Origin of the sequence: Thermoleptolyngbya sichuanensis A183 (genome assembly GCF_013177315.1) — a bacterium.
Taxonomy (GTDB): Bacteria; Cyanobacteriota; Cyanobacteriia; order Elainellales; family Elainellaceae; genus Thermoleptolyngbya; species Thermoleptolyngbya sichuanensis.
Genome location: NZ_CP053661.1, coordinates 280,042 through 296,334, shown reverse-complemented (window position 1 = coordinate 296,334; position 16,293 = coordinate 280,042). Strand labels below are relative to the sequence as shown.

13 protein-coding genes are annotated in these 16,293 nt (G+C 57.7%); 10 read left to right on the top strand and 3 right to left on the bottom strand.

Annotated features, from left to right (window positions below):
* The first annotated feature begins 402 nt into the window (after window positions 1-402).
* Complete coding sequence (locus tag HPC62_RS23630) at window positions 403-2,025, top strand: HEAT repeat domain-containing protein (RefSeq protein ID WP_172353414.1); 1,623 nt, start codon at window positions 403-405, stop codon at window positions 2,023-2,025.
* A 64-nt stretch (window positions 2,026-2,089) separates the two neighbouring features.
* Here HPC62_RS23630 and moaA read toward each other — a convergent pair whose 3' ends face one another.
* Window positions 2,090-3,073, bottom strand: a complete 984-nt coding sequence (gene moaA, locus HPC62_RS01325; protein ID WP_172353413.1) for a GTP 3',8-cyclase MoaA — start codon at window positions 3,071-3,073, stop codon at window positions 2,090-2,092.
* A gap of 701 nt (window positions 3,074-3,774) precedes the next feature.
* On the opposite strand from moaA, the gene HPC62_RS22965 reads away from it, so the two are divergent.
* The 6 genes from HPC62_RS22965 to HPC62_RS01295 all read left to right on the top strand — a co-directional run bounded on the left by HPC62_RS22965 (window position 3,775) and on the right by HPC62_RS01295 (window position 9,708).
* Window positions 3,775-5,451 carry a low-complexity tail membrane protein gene (locus tag HPC62_RS22965; RefSeq protein WP_205370267.1) on the top strand — a complete coding sequence of 559 codons (1,677 nt, stop codon included), beginning with the start codon at window positions 3,775-3,777 and terminating at the stop codon, window positions 5,449-5,451.
* Between the two features lie 298 nt (window positions 5,452-5,749).
* Entirely contained in the window at window positions 5,750-6,007 is a 258-nt protein-coding gene (locus tag HPC62_RS01315; protein WP_172353412.1) for a hypothetical protein, read from the top strand.
* Window positions 6,008-6,430: 423 nt separating this feature from the next.
* Window positions 6,431-7,192, top strand: coding sequence for a MinD/ParA family ATP-binding protein (locus HPC62_RS01310; RefSeq protein ID WP_172353411.1), 762 nt, complete (start codon window positions 6,431-6,433; stop codon window positions 7,190-7,192).
* A 168-nt stretch (window positions 7,193-7,360) separates the two neighbouring features.
* Window positions 7,361-8,395 (top strand): glutaminase A, encoded by a 1,035-nt coding sequence (glsA, locus tag HPC62_RS01305; protein WP_172353410.1) that lies wholly within the window; start codon window positions 7,361-7,363, stop codon window positions 8,393-8,395.
* A 222-nt stretch (window positions 8,396-8,617) separates the two neighbouring features.
* Complete coding sequence (locus HPC62_RS01300) at window positions 8,618-9,409, top strand: YdcF family protein (RefSeq protein ID WP_172353409.1); 792 nt, start codon at window positions 8,618-8,620, stop codon at window positions 9,407-9,409.
* Between the two features lie 8 nt (window positions 9,410-9,417).
* Complete coding sequence (locus HPC62_RS01295) at window positions 9,418-9,708, top strand: hypothetical protein (RefSeq protein ID WP_205370264.1); 291 nt, start codon at window positions 9,418-9,420, stop codon at window positions 9,706-9,708.
* On the opposite strand, the gene HPC62_RS01290 is transcribed toward HPC62_RS01295, so the two are convergent.
* Together HPC62_RS01290 and HPC62_RS01285 are read right to left on the bottom strand one after the other, a co-directional pair.
* Window positions 9,701-9,925, bottom strand: coding sequence for a ferredoxin-thioredoxin reductase variable chain (locus HPC62_RS01290; protein ID WP_172353408.1), 225 nt, complete (start codon window positions 9,923-9,925; stop codon window positions 9,701-9,703). The two genes, HPC62_RS01295 and HPC62_RS01290, sit on opposite strands and share 8 nt — an antisense overlap.
* A gap of 123 nt (window positions 9,926-10,048) precedes the next feature.
* Window positions 10,049-12,073, bottom strand: coding sequence for a PP2C family protein-serine/threonine phosphatase (locus tag HPC62_RS01285; protein ID WP_172353407.1), 2,025 nt, complete (start codon window positions 12,071-12,073; stop codon window positions 10,049-10,051).
* A gap of 919 nt (window positions 12,074-12,992) precedes the next feature.
* On the opposite strand from HPC62_RS01285, the gene HPC62_RS01280 reads away from it, so the two are divergent.
* From HPC62_RS01280 to HPC62_RS01270, 3 genes are all read left to right on the top strand, one after another.
* Window positions 12,993-13,424, top strand: a complete 432-nt coding sequence (locus tag HPC62_RS01280; protein ID WP_172353406.1) for an NfeD family protein — start codon at window positions 12,993-12,995, stop codon at window positions 13,422-13,424.
* Between the two features lie 159 nt (window positions 13,425-13,583).
* A complete protein-coding gene (locus tag HPC62_RS01275) occupies window positions 13,584-14,537 on the top strand; it encodes an SPFH domain-containing protein (protein ID WP_172353405.1) in 954 nt (317 codons plus the stop codon).
* Between the two features lie 318 nt (window positions 14,538-14,855).
* Complete coding sequence (locus tag HPC62_RS01270) at window positions 14,856-16,193, top strand: ATP-binding protein (protein ID WP_172353404.1); 1,338 nt, start codon at window positions 14,856-14,858, stop codon at window positions 16,191-16,193.
* Window positions 16,194-16,293: the final 100 nt, after the last annotated feature.

Sequence of the window (16,293 nt, the reverse complement as noted above, 5' to 3'; positions counted from 1 at the left end):
GCAAACTTACTGCCCTCATCCCCCAACCCTTTCTCCCAAGCAGGGAGAAGGGGAGCCAGACATAGGTTTGAAGTCCCTCTCCCGGAGCAGGAGAGGGATTTAGGGTGAGGGCTGAAATTGCTGCGTGAAGTATGTTAGTGCCCATCTTAGGGGGAAATCCGCGCCGCGCATCTAGTAGCGTAAATTCACTCTAAAATCCTGACTACTATAGGACTTACGCAGTTGGAGGATTTCTCGCGGGCGCAGCCCGCAAGAAATCCTCCAAAGCCCAGAAGACTGATCGCAAGTGTGTAAGTCCTGTACTAGATGAAATGGGTCGATGAAATGGGTGTTCGATGGGCATTTATAACCTAGAGTTACTGAGGTGAAAACGGGCGTGATGGTATTCTCCGCTGGGCTACGGTGTCTCAGTCTGCAATCTTGACCTGGAGTTTCATGCGCTGCTCTGCGGTTCTGCTGCTGACTGTGATTTCTTCTGTGGGACTCGCCGCCGATTTGCGAGGGGTTTCTGCTAGCTTGCCTTGGGGTTCTGTTGCAGCAGCCCGCTCTGGTGTGGAAAAGGCGCAGGCTGACCAAGCGATTCGCGAAGCGATCCCTGTGGGAATCGCCCCTGCATTTTCCCTTGCCCAATCCAGCCAACCTGCCGACCCCTCTAGCACTCCTTCGCCCTCGCCGCCAGAGCTACTGGGCTTGGGCAGCCGAGGTGCGGCAGTGCAGGAGTTGCAAACCACGCTCAATCGGCTGGGCTATTACTATGGCGCAATCAATGGCGAGTTTGGCAAAGAAACGCAGACTGCGCTGCTGACCTTTCAGAAAGAATCGGGGCTGGTGGCGACGGGCGAACTAGACGACCCCACCCGCGCCAGACTGCGGCAGGCCCGAGTGGAACTGTTGGGTGATGAAGCGCCGCTGTTTGGTGGGACAGACGTGCCTGCTGGTGAAATAGGCCCAGATGAGGCGGGTGTGGAACCGTCAGAGTTGCCAGTGGGTGAGTCTGGCGAAGTTGCTGAAGCGCCGCCGAGTGAGCTAGCAGAATCGGGGCCAGAGACGGGCGAATCCGCAGACTGGATTGGCTGGGCAGGACTGCTGGTGGGGCTGGCGATCGCCATTGGGGTCATCTACAGCCAGTTGCGCCAGAGTCGGCTGGGGACGCTGGAAACAGACGGCGGGCCTGTGCTCGACGGGGCCGGCGGCTCAGGGGTAGGCGTGCCGTTAGAGCCGCCGCTCAATCCAGGCTGGTCGCGGGCAGCGGCAGAGTCGGCCGCCCCAAGCAACCTCGCCACAGGTCAGGCCGCTACGGGTCATGCCGCCATAGGGAATGGCGATGCACCGCCACAGGCTCCACCTGCGACTTCTGAGGTCGTGACCCGCGTGACCCGCGCTGAACCCTCCCCACAGCCTGATCCAAAGCCCAATATGCTGTGGGAAACGGTGGGCCCGATTGCGACGACCAGTTCCTCCCAGGCGTTGATTCCTACGCCAGCGCGATCGCCCCAGTCTGTGGATTCTCTAGCCCACGCCGCACCCGACTCAAATCCTGAAACCTCCCTAGAAACCGTCCTCACAGAAACCACCCGGCTCCAGCGCATCAGTATTGTGGATAAGCTGCTGGAGGAACTGCACAGCCCCGACCCGGCGACTCGCCGCAAGGCCATTTGGGAACTGGGTCAGGCGGGCGATTCGCGGGCAGTGCAGCCGCTAGTCGATCTGCTGGTAGATGCCGATTCGCAGCAGTGCAGCCTGATTTTGGCAACGCTGTCGGAGATTGCCCTGCGGACGCTCAAGCCGATGAAACAAGCCCTGCTCACCTCCCTGCGCGACAGCAATGCCGATGTTCGCAAAAACGCGATTCGAGACGTGACGCGCATGTATGACGTGGTAATGCAGATGAGCGACCTGCTCAGCCATGCCGCGAACGACCCCGACCCAGAGGTGCAGGCGACAGCGCGTTGGGCGATCGCCCAGTTGTCGCGGGGGCGATCGCGCTCAGACTTGAACGGCAGCACAGGCACTCAAACAGACTAGACAAGCTTTCAAATTCACTGGTATCGAGAAGATTCGAGAAGATTCACGCCCGAAGTCCCAGCGCCTAGCCCCCAATCTCCGACATCACCCGATTCATCGGCACGTCCTGATCTGCCAGCCCGTGGCCCCACGGCTTCCACCAGATGCTCTTTTCAATCAACGCCTTTAGGTCATCCACGCTGGCTCCCCGGCGCAGCGGGGTCAGCAAGTCCAGTTCCTTTTCCCGCAGCAGGCAGAGCCGCAGCCGCCCGTCTGCCGTCAGCCGCGCCCGATTGCAGCCTGCACAAAACGGCTTCGTCACGGAGCTAATAAACCCCAGCGTGCCCAGCGCTCCGGGCAGTTGATAGAGCCGTGCCTCGCCATCCAGTTCTCCTTGGTTCAGCAGGTCTGGCGGTTGCAGGTGTTGCCCGATCACGCCCAGCAACTCGTCCTCGCTGACTGTGTTTTGCTGCTGAAAATCCGACACTTCCCCAAAGGGCATCATCTCGATAAACCGCACCTGCCAGGGAAATTCGTAGGTCAGCCGCGCTAGGTCTACCACGTCCTGCTGATCGTTAAAGCCGCGCACCACAACGGCATTCAGCTTCACCCGCAGCCCCGCATCGGCCGCCGCCTGCATTCCGCGCCATACGTCGTCCAGCTTTCCCCAGCGCGTAATCTGCTGAAATTTCTCTGGATTGAGCGTGTCAATGCTGATGTTGACGCGGCGCAGCCCGGCCGCAGCCAGGGGCGCAGCCAGTTGCCCCAGCAGCACGCCGTTGGTGGTCATGGCGACCTCTGGCGCATCGGGTAGGTCGGCGATAAAGCGGACGATTTCGACGATATTTTCTCGCAGGGTGGGTTCGCCGCCCGTCAGCCGAAACTTGTTGAAGCCCAGCAGCTTGGCAAAAATCGGCAGCAGTTGATATAGCTCTGCGTCTTGCAGCAGTTCTGCCCGTGGGCGAAACGTCATATTGACGGGCATACAGTAAACGCAGCGCAGATTGCACCGATCGGTGAGGGAGATGCGGAGGTAGTTGATGTTGCGACCAAAGCGATCCAGCGTCATCCAAAATCCTGAAAAATTAATCCTGCTGGAACTCCCCTTGATTAAGCTCCTGTGTACACACGTTTCGATTTTTTGCGTCACGCTCCGAGAGATCCCCCTAAATCCCCCTTAAGAAGGGGGACTTTCGATTCAGTTCTCTCTGTTGCGAAAGATCCCCCTGAATCCCCCTTAAGAAGGGGGACTTCCGAGCCAGTTCTCCCTGCGGTAGGTCACGCCTCACCCCTTACTTAAGAGGGGATCAGTTCCCCCCTTGTTCAAGGGGGTCAGGGGGGATCAAAGCATCGCCGCGCAAGCCTAGAAGACTTGTGTGTACACAGTAGCCTTGATTAAGGGCATTAAGGGGGCGAGGGGGGATCAGGGTTGACATCCACTAGTGCGAAAGTCCTGCCCCAACAATATCGAGCAATATTAAGCAATATCGAGCCTCGCCTTTTAAGCTTATTGACCATGTTAAGGGATGTAAGCGGGATGTTGGGGATTAGAAAAGTCTGGGGCGATCCTCTACATCTACAGCGGGGTCGGAGCTGCGGCGGATGGTGGGCTGGCGCAACCGGTTCTATAGGGAACGTTGTGCTGCGGAAAAAGCGCGATCGCACGCGGGTTGGATTAGGATCACAAAAGTAGGTCAAAGAACACAGCCCCAGGCTCTAATTTTTGCTGTAACACTCGCTGCTATCACGGCGAATACTCCGGTAAGCCTTATGCGATCCTTCTGGTCTGATCCATATCTCTGGGTTCATCTTGCAGGTCTGGCGGCAGTGCCCCTGCTGGTGGAGGTGTGCCTGGTGGGATTGGCGGTGGGTGATCCGTGGCTGCCCGTGTGGCTGGAGGTGTTGCTGGTAGCGGTGGTGGGCATTGCGCCCGTGCTGTGGATGCAGTGGAAGCGACCGTTTTGCATTTTTAGCCTGACCCCGCTGGCGCTGCGCCCCGATGCGCTGTCGGACGATCGGCGACGGATGCTGCATTTGTTTAAGGGAACCGAAGTGCAGGCGTTGGCGGGGTCGGCAGCGATCGCCCTGTTTCTCTTGCTCTGGCAACTGTTTCGCTTTGCGCCCGTGGCGACGGAAGCCGCCGCAACCCTGCCCCAAAACCGGGCGCTGGGCCTGCTCATTGCAGCCATCGCGTTTTTGCTGTGCAACCTGTTTGTGCAAGTGCCGCTGAGCGTGATTCGGGCGCTGCTGTCGAGCGATGCGGCGATCGCCCAGTTTGCACCCTATACGCCGGACGAAGTGGCGAAATCCTTCACGATTCCCGGCTTTCGGGTTAAGCAAATTGTGCCCGATTTGGTCGCCGCTGCGCCCCGCGTTCCGCCTGCAATCAAGCGCGATTCGCGAAGCAATCCCTACGGGAATCGCCCCCAGCCGCCCTCCGCTGCACCGTTGGTGGTTGACGAAGCGCTGAACGAGTCGCCCTGGGACGAATCTGAGCCTTCAGGGTCGCAGCCTCTCGCGCCGGAACTGACCCCAGACTCTGGCACTCCCGACCTTGCAATCCCGGAACCTGCAACCCCAGAACCTGCAACCCCAGAACCTGCAACCCCAGAACCGTCGCTGGAAACTTCCACCACTCTGCCTGAGCCGTTTTCTGAAGCGTTCCAAGCAGAGAACCCGCCTGAGAGAGAGGACTCGCCTGAGTGCTTCCAGCCCACGAGTGTTGTTTCGGAAGCCATTTCAGACGCACAAGCTTCGTCCGCACCCCTGTCAGATGCCGCAGCCGTGGTTTCAGAGACGATCGTTTCAGAAGTGCGGGTTTCCGCAAAGCCGCCAGACGGGGCCGCAGCGCCTTCAGACGCAGACGAGGGCATGGCAGAGATAGACGCGATGGCGGGGGCGATTGCCCAGGCAGCAGACCTGATTGCCCAGGCTCCCGAACCCCCCCCAGCAGAAGCCACGATTCTGGACACCGAAACTCTCAACCCTGGCCTGGATCTTGGAGACGATTTTGGGGGCGGTGTCGCTGCTGGGCTAGACGCTCTGGATTCCCTAGACGCGTCGGATTCCACCCCAGAACTCCCAGAACACCGAGAACTTATTGATGCCAGCGCGACAGAATTAACCCCAGAATTGACCCGCGACTCCGCAGAACCCCAAACCCTGGAAATTGTCGATGCCAGCGCTCTGTTGGCAAATCAGTCGATAGAGAAAACAGAGGAAACCACTGAGGGGGCGATCGCCCATGAGCAAAATTCCCTGGCCTCAGACCCCCTCTCCGCAGACACACCCAGCGTGGACGTAGAAGCGCTAGTCGCAGAGGCCCTGGAAGCGGTAGATGCCGAGCTGTTGCGTGAGCTACCCGATCCGCTGACCGATGTCAGCCTGACCGACGATGCAGCGTCCGAATTTGAGTCGCCAGAGCGCCCCCCCGCCGAGAACCCGTAAAGAAGCCGCAGGCTGCTGCAAGGTTTGAGTAAAGACTTAAAATTTGGGCGAGTCGAGGCTTGATCCGGCCCAGCGACCGTGCTTCAAAGCACAACTCGCCCCAAAGAGTACGCTATGGTGAGAAAAGGAACAGGTTTAATCCTGAATCCTTGTGCTGCTTTTGTATGCGTTTGCATTGCGGTTACCTAGCTTTCTCTCTTTAGCTTCGTATCTTTGAGATTAAGTCTCTTGATCGTTCGCTGTGTTCTGCTCGGTTGATTGATTGCTGATCTAACGTTTGAGGCATTACTGAGATCCTATGACCAGCTCATCCACGTCTTCCAACTCGCTGCCAAATCCCTCAGTCTCAAATGACGAAACCATTTGGGAAAGCCTGAAGCAGGCGATCGCCTCTAGCTCTGGTTTCCAGCGCTGGCAGCTTGAGCGTAGCGACGAACAGTCAGCGGCTGAATTCGCAGCGGGCGATCCGCCAGTTGCAGGCGAACTCAGCACCTTACCCCTAGATCAGCGTGTTCGTCGCTACCTACGAGAAACGCTAGAAACGCTTGCCTATTGACTTTCTGAGTAAACTTCTAGAGCTTATCTAGGGCTTATCTAGAGCGATGTAAACCCTAAAAAGCGCCAAATACCGGACACGGTAATTGGCGCTTATTGCCATTGATAACAGTAGTTTATGGTTAAGGTCTTTATTAAGCTGACCTCATTTGAACTTGTATTGATCGTGCCAGGAATCTTGGGCAATCCCCGTGTTTGTTAATCATTTCTTTGGAATTTGTGTCCTGTTGTACTGAATAGTAACGAACTCGGTCGATAGCGGTGGAAAAACGGTAAAAAGGACTGATATCTTTGGCCAGATACTAGCTAGATTAAGGAAAAAATCTGCAATTAAAGCAAAATTAAAGCAAATTTGTATTGCAAGGCACACCTTGTTTGACTGCACTTCTATCTACTGAAAGTTATATGCTTTCACAAGCCTCCAATGCCTAAAGTCGTCTCGATCCACTCCTATCGGGGTGGCACTGGCAAATCTAATTTCACGGCAAACCTGGCAGCCGCGCTGGCGATGCAGGGAAACCGGGTGGGCGTGGTAGATACCGACGTACCCTCTCCGGGCATTCACAACATCTTCAGCCTGGAACCCGATGCCATGACCGAGACGCTTAACAGCTATCTCTGGGGAGAAGCGCCGATTGAGGAAGCCGCCTACGACGTGAGCGCCAATGCAGGCCTGTCTGGCGACGGAAAGGTGCTGCTGGTGCCCTCCAGCGTCAAAGCAGACGACATTGCCCGCATCCTTAAGGAAGGCTACGACGTAAAGCTGCTCAACGACGGTTTCCGCAGCCTGGTCAAAAACCTCCAGCTTGACTACCTGTTCATCGATACGCATCCGGGGCTATCGAAGGAAACCTTTTTGTCGATCGCCATTTCCCATGTGCTGATCCTGCTGCTGCGCCCCGACAAACAAGACTATCAGGGAACGGCGGTGGCGGTGGACGTGGCCCGACAGTTGCGCGTCCGCAAGATGCTGCTGGCCATCAACAAGGTACATAGCCGCCTCAACTTTGAAGCGCTGAAGCAGAAGATCGAAGAAACCTACGATGCTCCGGTGGCGGGCATCTTTCCGCTGTCTGAAGATGTGGTGCAGCTTGCTAGCGAGGGCGTGTTTTGCATGAAGTTTCCAGAGCATCCGGTGAGCCAAGAGTTTCAGCGATTGGCACAGCAGATCCAGGATACGGATTAGCGCGTGGATTCGGTGTTGCGGTCAATCCGCAAATCCTATCAATGTTGCGAATGCTGGACGAATCGCTTCTATACTCCCTCATGTTCAATTAAGAGTCGCTCCTTGTGCCAAGATTCGTCCCCAGGTTTATTTGAGGTCACTGTTTGAGGCAACTATGTTGAGGCAACTATGGTGAATATCGGAGACTTGAAATCGCTAGCAAACTCGATTCAGGCTGTGGCATCGCCATTTCGGGCTTATCTGAGCGATTTGCACGCAAAATACAAGCCTCTCAACACCGGAAAGGTTGCAGACTATATTCCAGAACTGACCCAGGCTAGACCGGAGTGGTTTGGCATCTGTGTCGTCACAACGGACGGGCGCGTGTTTGATGTGGGCGACTGCGATCAGGTGTTTACGATTCAGTCCATCTCCAAGGCGTTTGTCTATGGTCTGGCGCTGGAAGATCACGGCCGGGAGTATGTCAACAGCAAGGTAAGCGTGGAGCCGACGGGTGAGGCGTTTAATGCGATTGTGCTGGACGAAAAGACGAATCGCCCCTATAACCCGATGGTGAATGCGGGGGCGATCGCCACCACTGACCTGATCAAGGGAGACAGCGCCACCGATCGGCTCAAGCGAATTCTGGATATGTTCCTGCGCTACACCGGACGCAAAGAAATCGACATCAACGTGCCCGTGTTTCTGTCTGAAAAAGCAACCGGACACCGCAATCGGGCGATTTCCTACCTGATGCTGAACTTTGGCATGGTGACCGATCGCATTGATGAAACGCTCGATCTGTACTTTCAGCAGTGTTCCATCTTGATCAGCGCCCGCGACCTGGCGATGATGTCGGCTACGCTGGCCAACGGGGGCGTGAACCCAATCACGGGCGATCGCGCGATCGATGAGCATTATGTGCAGGACGTGATTAGCGTCATGCTGACCTGCGGCATGTACGACTATTCCGGCGAGTGGGCCTATCGCGTGGGGATGCCTGCCAAGAGCGGGGTCGGCGGTGGCATCACTGCGGTCGTGCCCGGAAAGCTGGGCATCGGCACTTTTTCGCCCCTGCTCGACGAGAAGGGCAACAGCGTCCGGGGTATCAAAGCCTGCGAAGACCTGTCCCGCGACTTTGGGCTGCACTTATTTAACGTCGCCAAGGCAGAGCGCGATCTCTACGACTGGATCGAGAGCCGCGACGTGCCAGACGGCTGGTAACTCTTGGCGGCTAGCTGGTCATTGAGGGTTAGCTATTTAGAGGGTTAGGTATTTAGGCCGTTAGATATCTCAGACAGAGCGTGACTTGAGCAGCCAGGACAGGAGCGAGGGCATTAGAGTAGTGGGTGATGGCGTATGGTGTGGTGAAGTGATGGCGTGATGGAGCCATCCAGCAATCTCCAACCCCTCGTTTCCCCTCTGTGTCCCAATCCCAAACCGCTCATGTTCCTGTTTCTTTCCAAACTCCTGCCGCTGTTCATTTACCCAGTTGGGCTGGCGTGTGTGCTGATGCTGGTGGCCCTGGCAACGCTGTGGAAGCGGCCGCGGCTGGCCGCAGTGTCTCTGGTGCTGGCGCTGGCCAGCCTGCTCTTGGGCAGCAATCTGCGGCTGTCCAACGCGCTGACACAATCCCTGGAGTGGCAGCATATTCCTGAAGGAGAGTTGCCGCGTGCTGGGGCGATCGTGGTGCTGGGGGGCAGCCTGAAGCCGCATATTCCGCCGCGCCCGTCGATTGATGTGATGGAGCCGGGCGATCGCGTCTTGTATGGAGCCGAGCTATATCGCCAGGGCAAAGCGCCGCTGGTGATCATGAGCGGCGGGCGAATTTATTGGAAAGGCGGCGGCCCACCCGAATCGAGCGACATGGCAAAGCTGGCGCAGGATTTGGGCGTTCCCTCCTATGCCATTCTGGAAGATCAGACCTCGCTCAACACCTACGAAAACGCCGTGAATGTGAAAAAGATTTTGCAAGAGCGGGGCATTCAGCAGATCTTGCTGGTCACGTCGGCGATGCATATGCCGCGATCGCTCAAAATTTTCCAAAAGCTGGGCATTGACGCAATTCCTGCACCCACCGACTTCTTTGTCAGCAATCAGGAACTCGAAGAAGTCGATAACTCCTGGCAGGCGATGATTCTTAATGTCATGCCCGATGCCGACCGTCTCCAGCAAACCACCCGCGCCCTCAAGGAATATATTGGGCTGCTGGTCTACCGACTGCGGGGGTGGCTCTAGGAGTGACCATGCCGGAACCCATCTTCTACCGCCGCATTCTGCCGCCCCCTGAAACCGAGGCGCAGGAAATCCTGCAAAGCCACTACGCAGCCTACGAGTTCTATCGCGAGGTGCGCTATCGCGAGGCCTTTGAGCAGTATTGCCAGTGGTACGCCGAAACGGCTGCCGAAAATCAGCGGGATCTTGCCCAGATGCAGCGGGAGCTAAATTTCTTTGGATGGCTGAACCGACGGTCGGACAAGCCTACCTTCCCTGAGCCTGAAACGGAAGTCTACGACTTAGGCTTGGATGCTAGCTGATGACCTCCAGCTCCGTTTCGCGCAGATGGGCTTTGAATTTTTTGGTGAACTGAACCAGGACTGGGAAGTTGGCGCTGATGGCTTTGCCCTGCCAAGTATTGGCCAGTCCGACAACTTCACCCTCCTGCCCTTTGAGGTCAAAGGGTTCGTTGCGATGTTCGGGATGGTGGTAAACAATGACTGATTCAGTCACCCGGACGCGATCGCCAGCCTTCATAGTGTTCCAAGGGTTTCAAAGAGTGTCTTATACAAAGCAGGCTGACTTGTAACAAGCCAGCAATTTCTGAGAGGTGCTTAGCAAAACAGCATCTCTCATCATCTCACAGGATGATCCTTCAGCCTAAGGCTGGGTGTTGATGGAATCCATTGGGTCGCGGGTTGCAGGCTGATCGACCGGGGCGCTGGGCCAGAGGCGCGGCGTTTGGCGAGTGTGCATCTGCCGCCAGATTTGCACACCTGCGGCTCCCAGCGTCAGCAGCGTGATGCCCAGCAGCAGCACCGTGATCCAGCGATCGCCCTTAGGACGCGGTTTTGCTGGAGTTGGCGCGTCGAGGGTGTTGTCAAACAGCAGGGCCCGCGAAGCCTGAGATAGCTCCACATCGGCATCCGGGGCGGGCTGGGGCATGGCGGTGGCGATCGCCCGCTCCGTCATCGTCGGGTCGAACACCGTCGGGTCGAACACCGTCGGGTCGAACAGTTTTGGAGCCTGCGCCGTCACGCGGCAGCGCATCACCACCACCGAGGCGTTGTCGTGGCCGTTGCGCTGGTTGGCGTGTTCCAGCCAGGTTTGCACGGCCTGTTGCGGCGTAAGTTGGTCATTGAACAGCAGTTGCGTCACTTCTGGCCCCAGGGCTTCGACCCAGCCGTGGTCGCTGAGGCCGTCGGTACACAGCAGCAGCACGCCGTCTTCGTCAATCATGAAACGCTGCACCGTGGGATAGAGGCGATCGCCTTCATGAATCCCTACGGCCTGCGTCAGAGCGCCTGCGTTGGGATACTTGCGGGCTTCGGCATGGGTGGCGCGAGACAGGCGCACCTCCCGCCCAGCCAGGTCATCGTCTAGCGTGAGCAACTGGCAGCGCTCCGGCGTAATCCAGTAGGCGCGGCTATCGCCCACATTGAGCAGATAAAGCTCCTGGGCAGTGCCACCGTTGATCCGCTGGGGCAGATGCAGGGCCAGGGTGAGGGTCGTGCCCATGCGCTGGCGCGACTGGCGCTGCTGGCTGTCGTTTTGGCTGGCGATGAGGTTGTTCACCACGCGGGCGATCGCCTCTAGCTGCTGCATCACCACGTCTGGCGACAGCACAGTGGTTTCCTCGGCCACTTCATACAGCAGCGCCCGCAGTTGCATCACGAGCGATCGCACAGCCATCTGGCTAGCCACCTCGCCGCCCGCGTGGCCGCCAATGCCGTCGCAGACAATGCCCAGCCCAGAGAGCAAATCGGGCGGACTCTGGAGCCAGGTGAGGCTGGTTTCTGCCGAGTGCTGGGCTGGCGGATAGCAGGCATCTTCGTTGTGGGCCCGCTGAGGGCCTGCCGTCGTGCCACCGGCCACCGCCAGCTTCAGCGCCAGTTGGGTCGATTGTTGCAGCAGCAGGTCGTTGAGCTGGAGGGCGATCGCCCGCAGTCCCTCTGGCGTGTCGGCAATGGGCTGCTGCATTTGCTCACAGAGCGATCGCACGGAGTCTGCCACCTGGATTTGCAGAGCCCCCAGCCAACCCAGCCAGCACGCCGCCAGATCCGCCAAGGACGGCTGACCCCCCGGATGCAGCCGATCGGGAATTAGCTCCCGCAGGCGTACCCGCCACCCCTCCACCCGCAAGTTGTCCGGCATCAGCAGACTGGCCGCCACGCCATAGTCGCGCAGCGGGGCCCACAGGTCGAGGATTTGCCACAGCCAGTAGACCTGACGAGTCGGAGACGCAGCCGCAAAACTGGGGGCGATCGCCGGAAGCAGTTTTCCGGCCCCGTCGATGGGCCCATTTTCCAGCAGCATCAGCCGTTGCCCCCCGTGCCAGCCAAAGCCAAACAGCACGGGCACATGCAGCCGATGGGGAAACAGGTGGAAATAGGGCAGCGCCTCCTCGGGCCAGGGCTGCGGCAGGTCGGGCGCAGCGGCGGGCTGCGTATCTAGCCACACCCTCGGAGACACGGCTCGATAGCGTCCCGACGGAGACACATGGGCCGGATTCACCCCCTCGCTCTGCCCGACAACCCAGAGATAGCGATAGGTCAGCGGCCGCCCACAGCGTTCACACAGCGATTGATCCGCAGGATTGTCGTGTTGACAATCTGCCTGGGCACACTGGATGCGGGTGGACAGCAGCGCCGTCGGACGACGCGAAGGAGGTGAAGAGGAGATCATAAGCGTGATAGAGGCGTTCGACGCTGAGCTAATTAACAGGGTCTATCAGACTGGGCGACGGATTGTGAATGCCTTGCCCATCGGGCACGATCCTCTAAATTCCCGACCAATCGTTAAGCCATCATTCAAATCTTCTGATTTTGGAACGGGGTCGTTCAAGATGGAATAAGTCAGGATAGAAGGGGAGTGAAAGGCATCTCAGCAAGCCCGACTAGGGCAGCCCTTAACTAGCCAAAGATAGCGCCAATTCCAAAAAACGCGACAACTCCGGTCGAATGTTGCAAACGTGGCTAGGCAGTGTCTTAAAACTTTCTAGGTCGTTGATTGCCTTGAGTCGATCCCCCTAAATCCCCCTTGTTAAGGGGGACTTGCGGAGTGGTTCGGCTCAGTTCCCCCTTTTTTAAGGGGGGCGGGGGGGATCAAAGGGTTTTAAAACACGCCCTAGATTCAAGCGGCTAGATTCAAGCGGCTGAATTCAAGCAGCTAGATTCAAGCGGCTGGGTTCAAACAGGCAGACGCTCAAACCCGCAAACCAATCCCCCAATCCGAGCGCGTCCCAGGGTTTGTGCAGACGTTACCCAGATTTCACGCAGAACCGGCTGAAACATTGCCACCCGCAGTCTGAACCCAGCGGCTCGTTCAACGGCCGTCCATCTGGAATATTGCCAGCGTTTTTTGTAGCTATCCGTAGTATCGAAAGTGTCGTAATGAACCCGTGACAGCGACGTGTTGGATTTAAGCGGGGACGGTTGCATTCCTTGCATTCATGTCCTCTGCATAACCCTCTGCTCCTAGAAACATAGTCCTCTTCGTCAACAGAGTCTTTTCGTCCACAGAGTCTTGTTGAAAAGTCTCTCAACCAAGCGTTCTCCTGGCTTTCTTCTTGTATCGTTTGTCCTTCTCTCTCGGATAACGGCTGATGACCATGAGTCCTAGCGTGATTTGGCTAATTGCAGGCATCGTCCTCTGCATGATGGAGGTCGTCCTGCCGACCGCGTTCGTGGAATTTGTGATGGGAATTAGTGCGCTGATTGTTGCCTTTGTGGCGCTGTCGGTGCCGCAGGTTAGCCTTCAGGTAATTCTCTGGCTGGTGCTGTCGGTGTTGCTGGTGGTGCTGTCGCGCCGATTCATCCCGCAGCGGCGATCGCGCTTGATCGAAGATTCTCACGAAGCGCGGACGCTGACCTCGATTCCCCCTGGCGAAACGGGGCGGGTGATCTACGAAGGCAACTCCTGGCAGGCCCGGTGTGAGGACGAAAATCTGGCGATCGCCGCCGATCAAAAAGTGGTGGTGGTGGAGCGTCGGGGCACGACGCTCATCGTGTTGCCAGAGCATCTGGTGCGCCAATGAGGTCAAGTCATTGGGCAAGTCGCTTGAGGGCAAGTCGCTTGAGGATAAATCGCTGAGGGCAAGTCGCTGCGGATGAATCGCTGCGGGTAAGCCGCGGATTGGTTTCTCTAATCACATTTGGATTCACATCAGATTCACATTGGATTTTGGAGGTTTTGCATGGAAAGTTTTTTCGCCGCTCTGATTGCGCTGGTGTTGGGTACGGCTGGGCTGTCTAGCTCTGTCAAAATTGTGAACCAGGGGAACGAAGCCCTGGTCGAACGCCTCGGCAGCTACAACAAAAAGCTGAAGCCCGGTTTGAACTTTATCCTGCCCTTTGCCGATCGCATCGCGTTTCAGGAAACGATTCGGGAAAAGGTGCTGGATGTTCCGCCCCAGCCGTCGATTACCAAGGACAACGTTTCGATTACGGTGGATGCGGTGGTCTATTGGCGGATTGTGGACATGGAAAAGGCCTATTACAAGGTGCAAAATCTCCAGGCGGCAATGGTGAACCTGGTGCTAACCCAGATTCGCGCCGAGATGGGCAAGCTGGAGCTAGACGAAACCTTTACCGCGCGATCGCAGATTAATGAAATCCTGCTGCGAGAGCTAGACACCGCCACCGACCCTTGGGGTGTGAAGGTGACTCGCGTGGAACTGCGCGACATCGTGCCGTCGAAAGCGGTGCAAGAGTCGATGGAACTGCAAATGTCCGCTGAGCGACGCAAGCGGGCGGCGATTTTGACCTCGGAGGGCGATCGAGAAGCAGCCGTGAACACTGCCCGAGGCAAGGCGGACGCGCAGGTTCTTGAAGCAGAGGCAAACCAGAAAGCCGTCGTGCTGCGAGCCGAAGCCGACCAAAAAGCGGCTGTGCTGAAGGCCCAGGCCGAGCGCCAGGCCGCCGTGCTAAAGGCTCAGGCCACCGCCGAAGCCATCGGCATCGTCACGCAAGCCTTGAAAAACGACCCCCGCGCGATGGAAGCGGGACAGGTTCTGCTGGCGCTGGGCTATCTCGATATGGGCAACACCATCGGCAAGAGCGACAGCAGCAAGGTGATGTTCATGGACCCCAAGAGCATCCCCGCCGCGCTGCAAGGCATGTTGTCGATGGTGGACGAGAAAGAGGGCTAGGGATTCAGGGTTTGGGGGGCAGCCGCCTTGTGCTGAACGGCATCAACCGGCATCAAATAGGCTGTAGCAAATAGGCTGTAGCAAATAGGCTCTAGCAATTATAGATAGGCTGTAGCAAGTCGGCTGTATTGTAGGGTGCTGCTGGGTGTAGCCGCAACGCACTCGCTCCGTCGGGCGTTGATGCATTTCCCCAGCGCTCGCATATCCTGTAAAACCTATCCTAATAAAGAATAAAGTGCAGGATTAAAGTGCAGGATTCCTCGCTTTGACCCCTGACCCCTGACCCGAAATCCGTTTTCTCAAACGCGCGATCGCCGCATGGATGCCCAGGTTTTAAAGCAAATTCACCTCCTCCATCAGCAGGCCGCCTCGCTGCTGGTTTACCCATCGGTGCTGCGGCAAGAGCCAGGGCAGGCGTTGCTGCGGCTGTTGGCGGCGCTGGGGCGATCGCCCGCCGACCGGGTAGACCTCCTGAGGGCCTATGGCGACTGGTTTTATACGCTGGCGACTCGTCAGCAAAGCTGGCAATCGCACCTGCTGGATCAGATTTTGCTAGACGACAACCCCTTTACCCAGGCGACTCAGCGAACCGACCTAAGCGACCTGCCGCAACCCCTAGTGGCCGCCGCCGCCGCCGACCTGCGATCGCTCCAGGCGCTTTATACCACCTGCACGGGCGATCGCCTGGGGCAATGGCTGGCGATCGCCGCAGGGCTGTCCCTGCCGCCCGTCAGTTGGGGCGCAGCCGACGACCCCAAAGCATCCGCCAGCCCGCAAACCCAAACCATTCGCGCCCAGTTTCAAGCCGCCGCCGATTGGGCTAGCCTATTGCCCGATTTGGCGCAACACTACCGCAGCGCGGGCGTGGGCGACTATGCCCGCTATCGTGCCTTTCGCTGGCAAGGTGGTCGGCTAGAGGGCATCCCCCATCCCGACCCGATTTCGCTCAATGCGCTGGTGGGCTATGAGCGGCAAAAACAGCAGCTTTTGCAAAATACTGAGGCGCTGCTAGCAGGCGCTCCGGCGCTGAACGTGTTGCTCTATGGCAGCCGGGGCACGGGCAAGTCGTCGCTGGTGAAGGCGCTGCTGAATCAGTATGGCGATCGCGGCTTGCGACTCATCGAAGTCAGCAAGGCAGAACTGGCGAACTTGCCGGACATTTTGCCGCTGCTGCGCGATGTGCCGCAGGCGTTTATTCTCTTCGTTGATGACCTATCTTTTGAAGAAGATGACGAAGCCTTCAAGGCGCTAAAGGTCGTGCTAGAGGGCAGCGTAGTCGCGCGATCGCCCAATGTCGTGGTCTACGCCACCTCCAACCGTCGCCACCTGATCCGCGAGTTTTTTGGCGATCGCCCCCGTCCCAGCGATGCCGACGAAATCTACAGTTGGGACACGGTGCAAGAAAAGCTGTCCTTTGGCGATCGCTTTGGGCTGACGCTCACCTTTGAACCCGCCGACCAGGACACCTACTTAGAAATTGTGCGCCATCTTGCCCGCCAAAATGACCTCCCGCTCGACCCCAAAACGCTGGAATTTCAAGCCCTCCAATGGGCAACCCAGCAAAATGGGCGATCGGGCCGCACGGCCCGCCAGTTTGTCGATTGGGTTCGCAGCACTAGCCTGCTGTCCGTTGAAACGGGTTCCCAGAAAGCATAAAGTGATGTGGGTTTTAGATTTTAGATTTGCGATTTTGGATTGCCTGTCGAGCATTTGCAGAGCCTCTAGCATTCTCATTCCTAGGCAATGTCTTAAAACT

What these genes read in the sequence shown, in the direction of transcription:
- moaA (WP_172353413.1), bottom strand. Translation starts at nt 3,073, where the DNA reads ATGACGCTGGATCGCTTTGGTCGCAACATCAACTACCTCCGCATCTCC.
- HPC62_RS22965 (WP_205370267.1), top strand. Translation starts at nt 3,775, where the DNA reads ATGCGATCCTTCTGGTCTGATCCATATCTCTGGGTTCATCTTGCAGGT.
- HPC62_RS01315 (WP_172353412.1), top strand. Translation starts at nt 5,750, where the DNA reads ATGACCAGCTCATCCACGTCTTCCAACTCGCTGCCAAATCCCTCAGTC.
- HPC62_RS01310 (WP_172353411.1), top strand. Translation starts at nt 6,431, where the DNA reads ATGCCTAAAGTCGTCTCGATCCACTCCTATCGGGGTGGCACTGGCAAA.
- glsA (WP_172353410.1), top strand. Translation starts at nt 7,361, where the DNA reads ATGGTGAATATCGGAGACTTGAAATCGCTAGCAAACTCGATTCAGGCT.
- HPC62_RS01300 (WP_172353409.1), top strand. Translation starts at nt 8,618, where the DNA reads ATGTTCCTGTTTCTTTCCAAACTCCTGCCGCTGTTCATTTACCCAGTT.
- HPC62_RS01295 (WP_205370264.1), top strand. Translation starts at nt 9,418, where the DNA reads ATGCCGGAACCCATCTTCTACCGCCGCATTCTGCCGCCCCCTGAAACC.
- HPC62_RS01290 (WP_172353408.1), bottom strand. Translation starts at nt 9,925, where the DNA reads ATGAAGGCTGGCGATCGCGTCCGGGTGACTGAATCAGTCATTGTTTAC.
- HPC62_RS01285 (WP_172353407.1), bottom strand. Translation starts at nt 12,073, where the DNA reads ATGATCTCCTCTTCACCTCCTTCGCGTCGTCCGACGGCGCTGCTGTCC.
- HPC62_RS01280 (WP_172353406.1), top strand. Translation starts at nt 12,993, where the DNA reads ATGACCATGAGTCCTAGCGTGATTTGGCTAATTGCAGGCATCGTCCTC.
- HPC62_RS01275 (WP_172353405.1), top strand. Translation starts at nt 13,584, where the DNA reads ATGGAAAGTTTTTTCGCCGCTCTGATTGCGCTGGTGTTGGGTACGGCT.
- HPC62_RS01270 (WP_172353404.1), top strand. Translation starts at nt 14,856, where the DNA reads ATGGATGCCCAGGTTTTAAAGCAAATTCACCTCCTCCATCAGCAGGCC.